The sequence below is a fragment of the Lelliottia jeotgali genome (assembly GCF_016771845.1).
In the GTDB taxonomy this organism is placed as follows: Bacteria; Pseudomonadota; Gammaproteobacteria; order Enterobacterales; family Enterobacteriaceae; genus Enterobacter; species Enterobacter jeotgali.
Window position 1 is genome coordinate 116,723 of the sequence record NZ_JAENMQ010000006.1, and the last position, 14,545, is coordinate 131,267.

5 protein-coding genes are annotated in these 14,545 nt (G+C 59.5%); 3 read left to right on the forward strand and 2 right to left on the reverse strand.

Annotated elements, in window-relative coordinates; translation table 11 throughout:
• Window positions 1-71: 71 nt before the first annotated feature.
• On the reverse strand, window positions 72-11,240 hold the full coding sequence (locus JBO43_RS13520) for a BapA/Bap/LapF family large adhesin (protein ID WP_202674513.1): 11,169 nt from the start codon (window positions 11,238-11,240) through the stop codon (window positions 72-74).
• A 783-nt stretch (window positions 11,241-12,023) separates the two neighbouring features.
• On the opposite strand from JBO43_RS13520, the gene JBO43_RS13525 reads away from it, so the two are divergent.
• Genes JBO43_RS13525 through JBO43_RS13535 form a run of 3 tightly spaced genes read left to right on the forward strand, consistent with a single transcriptional unit; the run spans window position 12,024 to window position 13,891 of the window.
• A complete protein-coding gene (locus JBO43_RS13525; protein WP_103946508.1) occupies window positions 12,024-12,569 on the forward strand; it encodes a tetratricopeptide repeat protein in 546 nt (181 codons plus the stop codon).
• Between the two features lie 60 nt (window positions 12,570-12,629).
• Window positions 12,630-13,106 carry a sigma-70 family RNA polymerase sigma factor gene (locus JBO43_RS13530; RefSeq protein ID WP_233210441.1) on the forward strand — a complete coding sequence of 159 codons (477 nt, stop codon included), beginning with the start codon at window positions 12,630-12,632 and terminating at the stop codon, window positions 13,104-13,106.
• A complete protein-coding gene (locus JBO43_RS13535) occupies window positions 13,103-13,891 on the forward strand; it encodes an anti-sigma factor family protein (RefSeq protein ID WP_202674514.1) in 789 nt (262 codons plus the stop codon). The genes JBO43_RS13530 and JBO43_RS13535 overlap by 4 nt, the downstream gene beginning before the upstream one ends.
• Here the strand turns inward: JBO43_RS13535 and JBO43_RS13540 are convergent.
• Window positions 13,886-14,446 (reverse strand): YceI family protein, encoded by a 561-nt coding sequence (locus JBO43_RS13540; RefSeq protein ID WP_202674515.1) that lies wholly within the window; start codon window positions 14,444-14,446, stop codon window positions 13,886-13,888. The two genes, JBO43_RS13535 and JBO43_RS13540, sit on opposite strands and share 6 nt — an antisense overlap.
• Between the last annotated feature and the right edge of the window lie 99 nt (window positions 14,447-14,545).

A 14,545-nucleotide genomic window follows, 5' to 3' on the forward strand; every position in this document is an offset into this window, starting at 1 on the left:
GTCATATCCCTAATAAAAGAGTACCGCTTTATGCCCGGGCGCTGAACGCCCGGGTCAATTGTGTTGTGCTATCAGGTGATGATGTTGTGGTGCTGATTAACCAGTTCGTCGTAGCTGCTCTGCACGCCGTCCAACGTGACCAACGTGGTATTAGTGTAGGTGGTCCCTGTACCATCACGGTCGATGGAGATCACAGTGTTGTTACCGCTGGTAGTGACATGCACGTAATTCCCCAGCGTCGAGGCCTGCCCGTTCCAGCCCACCAGCAGATCGCCGATGTCAATTTTATCCCCCTGGCTGATAGAGAAGTTGGTCCAGTGATCCCCGGTGTTGTTGCCCGCCGTGGCGTTACCCACGGTATTGTTCAGCACCTGATAAATCAGGGTATCGCCGTAGGCCGTCCCGTTGATCACGTCGTTATGCTCAGAGCTGATGAACTGCGGCGCCATGTTGATGGTCAGCGAGGCGCTGTCCGTTTTGCCAGCCGCATCGGTCAGGGTGTAGTTGAAGACCTCCTTCGAGGTGATGCTGGAGAGCGATACCCCGGTGTTCATGGTGTAGGTGTAATGCCCGTCCGCACCGATAGAGAGCGTGCCGTAATGTCCCTGAATAGTGACGTTAGCGGCGCTGGTGGTGTACGGGTCAAGGGTGGTGACCACGCCGTTGAAGCCGGTGATGCTCAGACGGGTGTCGACCGAGTGCAGCTGATCCATCGCCCCCTGCGAATCCGTCCCGTCGAAGATGTTGCCGTTGACGGTGTGACCGCTGGTGGAATCGAACTGGGTGAGGGAGTAAGTGGTCCCCACCACGTCCGGGGTGATGGTGATTTGCCCCACCGCCAGCGCGCCCATTTTCCCGGTGTAGGAGAGGGTGTAGGTGCCCGCATCCAGATCCAGCCCGCTGAGGTTAATCGTGGCGGTACCGCCCAGCAGTAATCCCCCGTTGAACGAACCGCTGCGGATAGTGGTCGAGCCGTTCGACAGCACCCAGTCCACCGTCAGCCCGCCGAGAGAGAGCAACGACGCGACGTTAAAGTGCAGAACCACGTTATGCAGCGCCGTGTTCGGGTCGACCACAAAGGTGCCGCTGCCGCTGCCCTGGGTGGAGGCCAGCAGCGCTGCCTGCCAGCTGGCACTGCCGACGGTGGTGTCCGAATAAGCCGCCGTATGGTGAACGGAGGTCACGTCCATCACCGCACTGACGTCGTTGACCGCATCCATCGCCCGCGCCGTTGGGGTGATATTCAGCGACGCCGTGTCTTTATCGCCGTTTGGCGCGGTCACGGTGTAGACGAAGGTATCCGGCGTTTTGATGTGATCGGCCCCGACACCGCTGTTCAGGGTGTAGGTGTATTTCCCGTCCGCATTAATGGTCAGGGTGCCATATTCCCCCTGAATGGTGGTGACGCCCGTCCCGTTGACCGCCACGCCGTTCACCGAGGTGACGTGGGTGCCCGCCGGGATAATGTCATCCGCCAGCACATCGCCGGTGGTGCTGCCGCCGACGCTTGAGACGGTGTAGACATGGTCTTCCAGCACGTTGAGGGTGTAGGCCGTCAGGGCCGTGATCCCCGCCGCGGTATTCAGCAGGAACAGGTATTCACCTGCCGGCAGGTTGAGCGTCAGGGTGGCTGACGTTCCGCCCAGCAGCGGTGCGCGCAGCCAGCCAGGCTGGACGCGCATCTGCTCGAAGGTCTGCGTCGCCTCGTTGAATTTATAGACGTACAGGTCGAACACAGAGGCCAGCGCCACGCCGCCCACGGAGGCCTGGATGGTCATGGTGCGGGTGGTACCTTCCGCCACGTTATAGATGATCGGATTGCTCAGATCGTCGAGCAGGTTCAGCCCCAGCGTGTTGCCAAGGTTCACGCCGACAACGGTAAAGCCGCCCTGGGACGAGGTGCCGTTGTTGATGGCGTGCACGCTGGTATCGAAGGTGAAACTCGCCGTATCGTCCACCGCCGTGACACTGTTGGTGACGGTGTTCGCCCCGAGCGAAATTACCAGCTGCGCCGAGGCGCTGGCCCCGTTATGGCCGATGGTGTAGGTGAAGCTTTCGGTCCGCCCCAGAACGGCGGCGCTGGTGTTGGTTAGGGTGTAGGTGTAGCTCCCGTTCAGGTTGATGGTCAGCGTACCGTACTGGCCCTGGATAACCGTGCCATCCGCCGTAACGTTGATGGTATGGCCCTGCGCATCAGTCACTGCCGTGATACGTGTACCCGCCGGGGCGTTGTCGCTGCCGGTGGTCGGGTCAACGTCATAAATCACGTTCCCGGACTGAGTGGTCACGCCCGTCACCGTCCCGGCGCTGGTCTGGGTGACATCCACGTCAAGGCTGGTGTACGACCCGGTCGCCAGCAGGTTGGTGTTGTAGCTAAGAACGCGATATTGCCCATCTGCCAGCCCGGTCATGTTAAGCGTGACGCCGCTCGCCCCGAGGGTCAGCAGGTTGGCAAACTGCGGCAGACCCGTATCCACTACCGTGGTCCAGGTGCCGTTAACCGCATCCCAGCGCTGCACCACCACTTCCAGAGTATTGAGCAGAGAAAGCACCACGCCCGTGGCGTTGGCATTGATCGAGATATCCGCACTTCCGCCCGCACTGACCGTAAAGCCGACCTGCGCCGTGTCGTTGCCGAGCAGCGCCAGCACGTTGCCAAGCGCGCCGACCAGCAGGGAGCCGTAGTCGCTGTACTGGGCGGTCGTTACCGTCGCTGTGGTGCTGAGTTCCAGCTCCTCGACGTTCGAACTCGCGGAAAGTGGCACAACAGGAGCCAGCGCCGAGCCTGGGGTAGAGGTGTTGCCCGCCGCATCGGTGGCGGTGATTTGCAGCGTCTGACCTTCCGTCTGTTTATTGAGGAAGCTGTAGCTGTAGGTGCCTCCGGCGTTCGCCGTGGTGGTGACCGTAGAACCATCCGCCAGACGAATGGTGACGGTGCTGCCTGCTTCGGCGGTGCCTGTCAGCACGCTGCCATCGGCGTTGAAGGTGCCGTTCGGCGCGTTCGGGGCGATGGTGTCGACGATGACCGTCGTCGGTAGCGAGACCGGCCCGGTGCCGCCGATAACGTTGGTGGCGGTGGCGGTAAAGGCGTGGGAACCTTCGCCCAATGCTGGCGTGGTGAAGGTCCAGTTACCGTTGACATCCGTGGTCGCCGTGCCCATCGCCACGCCGTTGTTGTACAGCGTGATGGTGGAGTTCGGCTGCGCCGTCCCGCTCAGGGTTGGCGTGGTGTCATCGGTGGTTTTGCCGTTGGTAAGATTCCCGGTGATGGTGCCGACGTTGTCGTTCACGGTGGTAATCAGCGGTGCATTCGGCAGGTTGGTGAACGGCGCGACCACGCTAAGTGTGCCACCGGCGTTCCCGGCCTTATCGGTTGCAAAGGCCAGCAGGGTTTCGCCGTTGGTTTGTGCAGGTGAAATGGTGACGTTGAACGCACCGCTTCCGTCCGCCGTCGCCGTACCAAGCACGGTCCCGGTGCTGCTGGTGATGGTGACAGTGCTGCCTGCTTCCGCCAGACCGGTGACGTGTGTCCCGTTGCTGATCACGGCCAGGGTGCCTGGAACACCTGGTGCGACGGTATCCAGCACGATCGAGGTGATGGATGACGGCGCGCTGGTGTTGCCCGCCGCGTCGGTCGCGGTGGCGGTGAAGTTATGCTGTCCGTTGGTCAACGAGATCGTGGCCTGCGGCAGCGTCCAGTTACCGTTGCCATCGGCGGTGACGGTGCCGATCAGCACGCCGCCGTCGTAAATGCGTACCGTCGCATTGGCCTCGGCGGTGCCGTTCAGCGTCGGCGTCGTATCGTTGGTCGGATTGCCGTTAATCACCGGCCCGGTGACGGAACCGACATCATCGACGACCGACGAGATCACCGGGGCCGTTGGCGCGGTGGCGTCCACGTTAACCACAAAGGCTGTTGTCGGGCCGCTGGTGTTCCCGGCGGCGTCGGTGGCGGTGATGGTCAGCGGATGCAGCCCGTCGCTCAGCGCTGGTGTCGGGGTGAAGGACCACGCGCCGCCAGTGGCGGTGACGGTGCCAATCAGCACGCCATTGTCGAAGATTTTCACCGTCGAACCCGCTTCCGCCGTGCCTGAGAGAGTCGGTTGCGCGTCGTTGGTCAGCTGACCGCTGGCCAGGTTGGTCACGGTGCCGACGTCATCGACCACCGTCAGCAGCACAGGGAGCGTCGGGGCGGTGAGGTCAATGGTCAGGACAAACGGTGTGGATGGATCGCTGTTGTTCCCCGCCGCATCGGTGGCCTGGGCGACCAGATTATGCGTGCCTTCGCCAAGCGGAGTGGTCAGGGTCACCGACCAGTTCCCGCTGGCGTCCGCCGTGGTGGTGCCGCGCAGTGTGCTGCCTTCATAGATATTGATGGTCGCGTTCGGCTCACTGGTCCCACTCAGACGCGGCAAGGTGTCATCCGTTGTCTGCCCGCTGCTCAGTGGACCGGTCACGGTGCCGACATCGTCCAGTGCCTGGGTGATAACCGGGGCGAGCGGAGCGACGGTATCCACAATCACCGTGAAGCCCGGCGATGCCACGCTGACGTTGCCCGCCGCATCGGTCGCGGTGGCCGTCCAGGTATGGCTGCCATTGCTCAGGGCGGTTGGCGGGGTGAAGCTCCATGCCCCCGATCCGTTGGCCGTTACCGTGCCAACCTGGACGCCGTTTTCATAAATGATGATGGTGGCATTGGCCGCCGCCGATCCGTTCAGCTGTGGCCGCGTGTCGTCGGTCGTTTTGCCGTTTAACACCGGGTCAAGAACGGTGCCGACGTCGTCCGTGGCGTTAATAATCAGCGGCGCGGCTGGCGGCTGAGTATCGACCGTCAGCGTGAAGGTGGTATTGGTGGTAGAGGAATTGCCCGCCACATCGGTGGTGCTGATGGTGATGGTGTGCGGGCCGTCGGCGAGCGCTGCCGTTGGGGTGAAGGTCCAGTTCCCCTGCGAGTTGACCACCGCAGTGCCGAACGGTTGTCCGTCGCTGAGCAGGGTGATTGTCGCCCCGATTTCGCCAGTGCCGTTAAAGGTTGGACGGTTGTCATTGGTGCTGCCGCCGTCGTTAATATTCCCCGTGACCGGGCCGACGTCGTCCTGTACCGAGGTAAGGGCCGGTGCCGCAGGCGCGGTGGTATCCACTGTGAAGGAGAAGACCGGGGAGTTCGCTGAAACGTTACCCGCCGCATCGGTGGCATTGATCCTGATGTTGTACACGCCGTCCGCAAGACCGGTTGATGGGATAAAGGTCCAGGTGCCGCCGACGACAACCGCAGTGCCGATTTCGGCGCCGTTATTCAGGATGTGAATGGTGCTGCCGTCAACGCCGGTGCCGGTCAGGGTTGGTGTGGCGTCGTTGGTGAGCTGGCCCGAGGTCAAATTACCGACCACACCACCCTGCACGTCATCGGCAACGGAAGTGAGCACCGGAACCGCTGGTGGGGTGAGGTCGACGATCACCGTGTAGCTGTTAGAGCTGGTGCTGACGTTACCCTGAGGATCGGTCGCGATTACCGTAAAGGTATGGCTGCCTTCGCCCAGCGGCGTGGTCGGGGTAAAGCTCCAGCCGCCCGAACCGTTGGCGGTGGCGGTGCCAATCTGGGTGTTGCCTTCGAAAATCGCGATGCTGCTGTTGGCTTCCGCCGTGCCTGAAAGGGTCGGCGTGCTGTCGTTGGTCGTACCGCCGGTTGGGACATTCCCGACAACGGTGCCGACGTTATCATCCGCGCCGACGATCACCGGGGTGGTGGAAATGGTATCGACGACAATGTTAAACGCACCCGATGGCAGGCTTGTATTACCTGCAGGATCGGTGGCGGTGATGGTCAGAGCGTGGTTGCCTTCCGCCAGCGCGCCGCCTGGGGTAAAGCTCCAGGTGCCGGTGGAACCGACCACCACAGTGCCAATGGCGGTACCATTGTTGTAGATGGTGATGGTGTCGCCCGGCGTTGCGGTGCCGCTCAGGGTTGGACGGTTATCGTTGGTGGTTTGTCCGTTAGTGAGTGGCCCGGTGCCAGGGCCGACGTCATCGGTGACCGCGCCAAGGGTAGGTGTGTTTGGTGCCGTCAAATCGATGGTGACGGTGGCGGCCGGAGAGAGCCCGCTCGTGGCACCATCAAGGGTTGCCGTGACCGTGTAATTGTACTGGCCGTTGGTTAACGGGCCCGGCACGGTATAGCTCCAGGTCGTTTCAGTGGCCCCGAGTACAATGGTGGTTAACAGCACTCCATTCTGATAGAGCGACACCGTAGTGCCCGCCTGCGCAGTACCGCTAACTGTTGGCGAAGTATCATCAGAAGTTTTACCCAGAACGTTACCCGTCACTGTGCCGATATCATCGGTAATCGCTGTGATAACGGGCACGTCCGGCAGAGTTTCAGGTGCATCGGTCACAGTCAGAGGGACAGAGGCGCTGTTATTGCCCGCTTCATCCGTGGCCGTCACGCTCAGGGTGGTGGCACTTGTTTGAGCAGGACTCAGGGCGATAGAGAAGCTCCCGCCCGCCCCGGCGACGCCGGTACCGATCACATTGCCACTGCCGTCACGAACGACAACGGTCGCGCCTTCAGTGGTCACCCCGGTGAGCGGAGTGCCCTGAGCGGTAATCGCCAGGCCCGAAGGATTGTCCGGCGCAATAGTATCAACGGTCACGGTCACAGGCGCGCTCGGCGTGGCGTTTCCGGCGGCGTCGGTGGCGGTAACGATAATGGTATGCGGGTTATCGCTCAGCGCCGAACCGTTCGGCAGGGTCAATGTCCAGTTGCCGTTGGCATCCACCGTGGCCTGCTGCGGTGCGCCACCGTCGATAGAGACGGTGATTGTGCTGCCGATCTCGGTTTTCCCGCTGATGGTCGGCGTGCTGTCATTGGTGTACAGCGTACCGTTTACCAGAGTGCTGCTGGAGATGCTGTCAATCTGCGGCGTGGTTGGCGCAACGGTATCCACGGTGATGGTGTAAACCGGGCTGGTGCCGCTGACGTTACCCGCCGCATCGACGGAGGAGGCGGTCAGTTTCAGCGTGCCGTCTGACGCTTCCGGGCTGGTCCAGGTCCAGGTGCCGCCTGTGACAGGAACGCGGGCCACTTCGACGCCGTTGTTATAGATAATCACCGTATCGCCGCTACTGCCCGTTCCGCTGATGGTAGGGGTGGTATCGGTTGTTGAACCGCCATTGGCAACGGTCCCGGAGGTGATTGCTGGGGTATCAGGAGCCTCGGTATCAACGGTCACCGTAATGACTGGCGATGTGCCTGACACGTTCCCCGCTTCGTCCGTGGCGGTAGTGGTGAAGGCGTGTGTCGTTTGAGTCAGGGCTGTATCTGGCCGCCAGCTCCAGTTGCCGTCGGCACCGACGGTGACGCGACCCACTTCCTGCTTAGGTGCACCGCCCACGCTGTCGTAAATAATGATCACATCGTTGGCTACGCCCGTGCCGCTCAGCACCGGACGCGAATCGTTGGTGCTGCCATTGTTATCGACCGGTCCGGTGATTTGGGTGACGTTATCGGTGACAACCGGTGCCGTCGGCGTCGCTGGCGGATCGGTGTCAATGATGATAGTCACCGGCTGGGATGGCGCACTCTCGTTGCCCGCGCCGTCTTTGTTGGTGACCGTCAGGGCGACATCGTAAGAGCCGTTTGGCAACGCCTGAGTTGGCGTCCAGGTCCAGGTTCCGTTCGGCTGAACGGTGACCACATCGGGCTGTTTGACGCCGTCAATGTAGATAGTCACCGTGTCGCCCGGCGTACCGGAGCCGCTTAAGGTCGGGGTGGTATCACGCGTCGCTTCGCCTGGATTGAGCGCAGCAGGCTGGCCGTCAGGATTAACGGTGACATCCGGGGTATCCGGCGTGGCGGGCGCAATGGTGTCCACCACCAGGCTAAACGGCGGCGAGGCGGTTGAGTTGCCTGCGGAATCCGTGGCGACCACCGTCAGCGAGTGCGTGCCGTTGGTGAGCGGGGTGGTTGGGGTAAAGCTCCAGGTTCCGCCGGTGACAGTGGCGGTTCCCAGCAGGGTGGTGCCATCGTAAACGGTGATAATCGTATTCGGCGGAGCGTTGCCTGAAAGCACTGGACGGGTTTCATCCGTCGGTGTGCCGCTGGTGACCGGGCCAGTGACGCTGCCGGTGTTGTCGGTGACTGTCGCGATAGACGGGGCCGGTGGCGGCGCGGTATCGACGATGATCTCAAACCCGTTCGAAGGGGAGCCGACGTTCCCGGCCTTATCAATGGCTACGGCGGTGAGTGTGTGCGGGCCGCCTTCCGGGAGCGCCAGCGTCGGAGTAAAGGTCCAGGAACCGCCATCGCTGACCACGGCGGTGCCGATCTGCACGCCGTCAAGACGCACGCTGATTGTCGCTCCTGGCTCGCCCGTGCCGTTGAGCGTCGGACGAGAGTCGTTGGTGGTTTCTCCCGTATCGAGCGGGCCGGTTCTGCCTGGAACATCGTCAACCACTGAGGTAATGACCGGTGCGGCAGGGACTACGCTGTCGACAGTAATGCTCCAGCTGTTCGAGGTGCCGCTGGCATTCCCGGCAGCGTCAATGGCGGTGGCAGTCAGAACATGCCCGCCCTCGCGCAGGTGCACCGACGGCGTGTATTCCCAGATGCCGTTTTGAGGAATGATCAGCGTACCGATTTGGTCTGACCCGCTGTAAATATAGAGCCGGGTGCCAGCCTCGCCTGTCCCATGAATAGTCGGGTTAGAGTCGTTAGTCAGGCCGTTATTCGCGATGTCACCGATTCCGTTGGCCACGTCGTCATACACCGACGTGATCACCGGCGCTTGCGGTGGGGTGATATCAGGGGCATCGACCGACGCCGTTGGCCCGGTATTGCCCGCGTGATCCGTCGCATCGGCGGTCAGCTTCTCGCCGTTAAGCTGCGGCGGGGAGATAGTGACGGTAAAGTCGCCGTTATCGCCCGCCGTGGCGTGACCAATCTCCACGCCATCCGGACCTTTAATGCTGACGGTGCTGCCCGGTTCGGCGGTGCCGGTAACGGTGGTCCCGTCATCCGAGACATCCAGGTTATCCGGTGCCAGCGGTTTGGTGGTGTCAGGCGCATCAGCGTGACCTGGCTGGCTGTCATTCCCCGTTGGATCGCTGGCGATCACCTGCAACACTTCGCCGTTGGTTTGTGGCGGATCGATAGGCACGGTGAAATGGCCGTTAGCATCGGTGGTGCCAGAACCGATCACGCCGCCAGCAGGATCTTTAACGGTGACGGTGCTGTTTGGCTCGGCGCTACCGCTGACGCTGGCTCCGTCTCCGGCGACGGTCAATCCGGTTGGCGGGTTCGGAGCGATGTTGTCAACGGCGATAGCTGTGGCAGGAATACTGGCGTTCCCGGCGGCGTCCGAGGCGATGACCGAAATGGTTTGGCCGTTGGTCTGCGCAGGGCTGAGCGCAATGGTGAAGTTGCCGCTGCCATCTGCCGTGCCTGTCCAGCTCTGACCCGTGCCGTTGGTAATGGTAATGGTGCTGTTCGGTTCAGCAGTACCGGTTATCTGGGTGCCTGCCGGGTTGAGGGTGATCGCAGGCTGGCCTGGTGCTACGGTATCGACAATAAAGTTGATGGCCTGCGACAAGCCGCTCGGATTCCCGGCAGCGTCGATTTCACGCACCGTGACCGAGTGCGGGCCTTCGGAAAGTGGGCCATTCGGAGCCACACTCCACAAGCCGTTCGTGCCGACGGTCACTCTGCCGACTTCCACGCCGTTATCGTAAATAATAATCGTGCTGCCCGGATCGCCCCGACCGGTCAGACGCGGCTGGCTGGCATCGGTGGTCTGCCCCGCGGAAACCGCACCGCGGATCGAGCCGACTTCATCATTGACCACAAAAGCGGACGGCGCAGCGGGCGCGGTGATATCAACGGTAATGTTAAAGCCCGGCGAGGCAGCGCTGGTATTGCCCGCCACGTCTGTGGCGCGCACCGTAATCTGGTGGCTGCCTTCACTCAAATTGACTGACGGGGTAAAGCTCCAGCTGCCGTTTCCGGCGGCAGTTACCGTGCCGATTGCGATGCCGTTATCGTAAATCGTAACCGTTGAACCCGCTTCAGCGGTGCCAGTAAACTGTGGGCGCTGATCGTTGGTGCTGCCGCCGTTGTTGAGCGGCCCGGTGACCGGGTCGACGTCATCGGTGACACTGGAAATCACCGGTGCCGTAGGCGCAACCGTATCGACCACAATGGTGATCCCGGCTGACGGCGCGCTGGTGTGGCCTGCCGCATCGGTGGCGGTAGAGGTCAGGGTATGGCTGCCGTTGGACAGCGCATTCGGCGGGGTAAAGCTCCAGTTGCCCTTGGCATCCACGGTTGTGGTGCCGATTTTGGTGCCGTTATCGAAGATGGTGATGGTGGTTCCCGCTTCGCCAATGCCGCTCAGCGTCGGACGGGCATCATCGGTGCGCTGGCCATTTTCCAGCGGACCGGTTTCGCCCCCGACATCGTCGTTGACAATCAAAATGTCCGGCGCATCAGGTGTGGTCAGGTCAGGCGCGGTGACGTGGCCCTCTTTGCTGACGTTACCGGATGAGTCGGTGGCGGTTGCAGTAAGCTGCTCGCCGTTGGTTAACGGCGTACCCAGTTCGATGGTGAACTTCCCGTCGCTGCCGGTTTTCCCGGTGCCGACCAGATTCCCGTTGGCATCTTTTAAGGTGATGGTACTGTTGGGTTCTGCGGTCCCGGTCACGGTGTTACCGTCCGGCGAGAATTGCAGATTGGTCGGTGCGTTAGGTGGTGTGGTATCAGGGTCCGACGGGTTGCCTGGATTGCCGGGATTACCCGAGTTATTGTCATCACCGCCACCACCACCGCCGCCACCACCGCCGCCTGCGGCAAGGGCTATCCCGCCTGCGACGGCGACGCCACCCAGCACCCACGGCCAGATGGCTGCGCCGCCGTTATCGCCAGAGGCCCCCATCAGTACATCCGTCGAGGCAATCGCTTCGTAATGCTCGGCGGCGGTCGGGTCTTCAATCCACCACAGCGCGCCGTTGCCTTCCTGCAATACCAGCTGGCTCTCGCCCTGCGCATCGCCGTGGTAAAAGTTTTTCAGGGTAATGACTTCCCCTGAGTGCAGGCTCACGATCAGATCGTTGCCGCTGCGCGTGTAGTGGGAAATGTCGGCCCGGCCGACGTGAAGCTTCACGATTGAGGAGTGATCCAGAGTAACCTGAGTGCCTTCGGTGGTGGTTTCCACGCCAGTAAGTTTCGAGATAACAGAGATTTGGCTCATATAGATGACTCCCAACAGATTTTTATTGAAATGGCGTGCAAGATGAGGCCATATAATTTCTGTGGGTAAAGAGCGCCCCCGGCGGAGTCGCTATTTATTTGAAATAGTGCTCACCGTCCTTTTCTTCAGAGCGATCGATGCCCGCCAACAAATAGGGTGGCAACATCAGATGAATCAATTTATTTGATTGTGTTTTGCTTGTGTTCGACGTTTTTTGTGTTATATAAAGCCCTGTGATTTATAGAGATATTAATTAAACGGTCTAAAAATGATATAGCTATAAATAGCGTAATATGCAAATGAAGCGCCAGTAACCACCCGTTAACCTCTTCTGAATTGAATAATCTCACACAGGTTTATATATAGATGAAATGCCTTCAAGGCCGCGCTATGCATGGCTTCTGCGGTTTTTTCTTCTTTGCGGGTTAGACAGGGTTATTAAGAAAGAGGATGAATATATTTGAGTTTTTATAATGTAAATAAATAGTCAGTTAAGAAGTGCTAAAGCGTTATTTCAGGGTGGGTAAATCATCACTTATAAGATATATTATGTTTGTGACCGAATTAAAAATAAAACTGGCGTGGGCTAAATAATCTGCTAGTTGGGGCGGTAATTAATGCGGAATTAATTCTTGATTGAATCTATCGCTTTCCATTATCCGATGGCATACGCCTTAAGTATGATTTTCGGTATCGATAAATGATGCACAGACTCCGAATAGAACAGGGTGCTCAGGCGTTTACTCTTCGTTCACCTGACCATCACTGACCCAGGAGTAGAAAATGAACGCTAACGCATCTTTCCCGCTTTCCCGCACCCTTGCGATTCCGGTGCTGTTATTTTGTTTGCAGGCCCCGCAGGCTTTCGCGATGGGCAATAATGATACTGAAAGCAAGACGCCAGACTGTCCGTCAGGGCAAGTCTATGACAGTGTGAGCAAGAAATGTGTGCCGGAGAAAACCAGCAGCCTCAGCGATGAGGACAAAACCAACTATGCGTATCATCTCGCGAAAAAAGGCGAGTATCAGGCGGCACTGAATCTGCTGGATTCGCTGAAAAATGCCAATACGGCAGAGGCGTGGAATTATCGCGGCTATGCGACGCGAAAACTGGGACGCACGGATGAAGGCATCGGCTATTACCAGCGCTCGCTTGCCCTGCAGCCTAACTATGCCAAAGCCCGTGAGTACTTGGGTGAAGCATGGATGGTGAAAGGTCGCCCGGATCTGGCGAAAGAACAACTGAAAGTAATTGCCGGTATTTGCGGTCAGAATTGCGAGGAGTATCGCGATTTGCAGGCCGCGATTGACGGGCATCCGGAATCCTGACATCAGCGAGAGGGCAAAAAAATCGCAACCAGTGACGTTCGCCAGCAGCTGGCGGCACATCTGACGCGCCTCTGGCGCTACGGGCTGGTGCTGTCGCGAAGTCGAGATATGGCTGAAGAGCTGGTCCAGTCGACCTGTGTTCGCGCGCTTGAAAGGAGCGCGCAATACACGCCTGGCACCCGAATTGACAGATGGCTGTTCTCGATTCTGCATTCGATCTGGATTTCCGATCTGCGCGCCCGCCAGGTTCGTCAGGGGCAAGGTTTTGTGCCGGGCGAAGAGCTTATTGCGCCTGATACACATACGCGGGATGAGGAACGCATTCATTTTCAGCAAATCATGCAGCGGGTGAATAATCTTCCTGAAGCCCAGCGCAACACGCTGTTTTTAGTTTATGTCGAAGGATTTACCTATCAGGAAGCGGCGGACACACTAGCGGTCCCCATCGGCACCATTATGAGCCGACTGGCCACGGCGCGGGCAACGCTTGCAAAAACAGTGGATGCCCGCCCTGCGGCAAAGGAGAAACGCTCTTGAAATCGTTACGATTTACTCCCCCTTATCACGATGATGCGATAGTCGCCTGGTTGGACGGTGAGATGGACAGTGCCGACGCCCGCGCTTTCGAAGAGCAACTTAACGTTGACGCGTTTCTGAGCGCACGAACGACCGAGCTGAAGAATAGCCATCAGGATTATCAACGCGCCTTTGCCCCGTTGCTGGATGACGCGCCTTCGGCTCGCATGCAGCAATGCCTGGACAAATATCTGGCAGAAAGCCCCGTATCCCGTCCCGGCGTGAGTCGCCGCGCGCTTATCGCTGCCTCAGTGAGTTTTCTGGTTATCGGCTCGGGTCTGGGCTATCTGGTGAGGCCATTGGGCGAAGCACGCGATGAAAACGCGCATATCCGCGATCTTGAAGCCCAGTATATGTCGCTCTACAGCGCTGAAACCTTGCTGGATGTCGACAGTTCGCAGCCCGTCATTGCCCGAGGGATCGCGCGTACCGCCGAGGATCTCGGTCTGAAAGTGAGTGAGCAGCAGCTGATGCTGCACAATGCTGAGCTGAAGATGATCCGAATGCTGCGCTATGACAGCACCTCTATCGCCCAGATTGTCTGGATGCACGCGGATTTTGGGCCGATGGCGCTGTGTATTTCGCCGCTTGAGCAGAGCAATGATGCAGAGATTCAGAATGAGCAACGGCACAGTATGAATATTGCCTGGTGGAAAAGTCGGAGCTATCAGTTTGTGCTGATTGGCCGCAACCCGACGGCGCAGCTGGAAGCCAGTGCGCGTCAATTGCAGTCTGTGTTGTCATGACGCGGAGCGGGCAATGGCCTGGATCTCAATTTTAATGGCGATACGGTCATCCACCACCAGGGCGAATTTGTCCATATGATACGCGGATCGTGAGATGGCAGTGGTGGCGTGAAGCGATATGGATTCATCCATTTTGTGTTCTTCCAGCGTCGCTTCCAGAATCACCGGGCGCTGGATATCTTTGACTTTTAGTGTGCCGAATACCCGAAAGCGCCCGCCACTCAGCGCCACCACGCGGGTGCTGCTGAACTGAATATTGGGATAGCGGCTGGCATCGAAAAACATGTCGCTCTTCAGCTGCCAGGTGAGCAAGCTGTTGGATGCGACCAGCGTAGAGACAGGGATGGTGACGTCGATACGATCGCTAAATTCATTCTCTGGATCTAGGGTCACATCCCCCGTGGCACCATCGAGGTTCGCCCAGGACAGAATGCCGCCGAACGCATGCCATGAAAGGGTAATCGGAGTTCTATCGGTATTGATGGCGTAACTCACCGGCTGCGCGTAAAGGGCAGGGGAGAGCAGGGCGAGCGCAAATATCAAAGGACGAATCATCGGGCAGATCTCCAGTATGCGGGCAAGGGGTAAACGCGCGGGGAGGGAGATTTATTCGGGAGGAAGGGGGAAATGATCAGCCGGTGTAGTCAGGCTGCA

What these genes read in the sequence shown, in the direction of transcription:
- JBO43_RS13540 (WP_202674515.1), bottom strand. Translation starts at nt 14,446, where the DNA reads ATGATTCGTCCTTTGATATTTGCGCTCGCCCTGCTCTCCCCTGCCCTT.
- JBO43_RS13520 (WP_202674513.1), bottom strand. Translation starts at nt 11,240, where the DNA reads ATGAGCCAAATCTCTGTTATCTCGAAACTTACTGGCGTGGAAACCACC.
- JBO43_RS13525 (WP_103946508.1), top strand. Translation starts at nt 12,024, where the DNA reads ATGAACGCTAACGCATCTTTCCCGCTTTCCCGCACCCTTGCGATTCCG.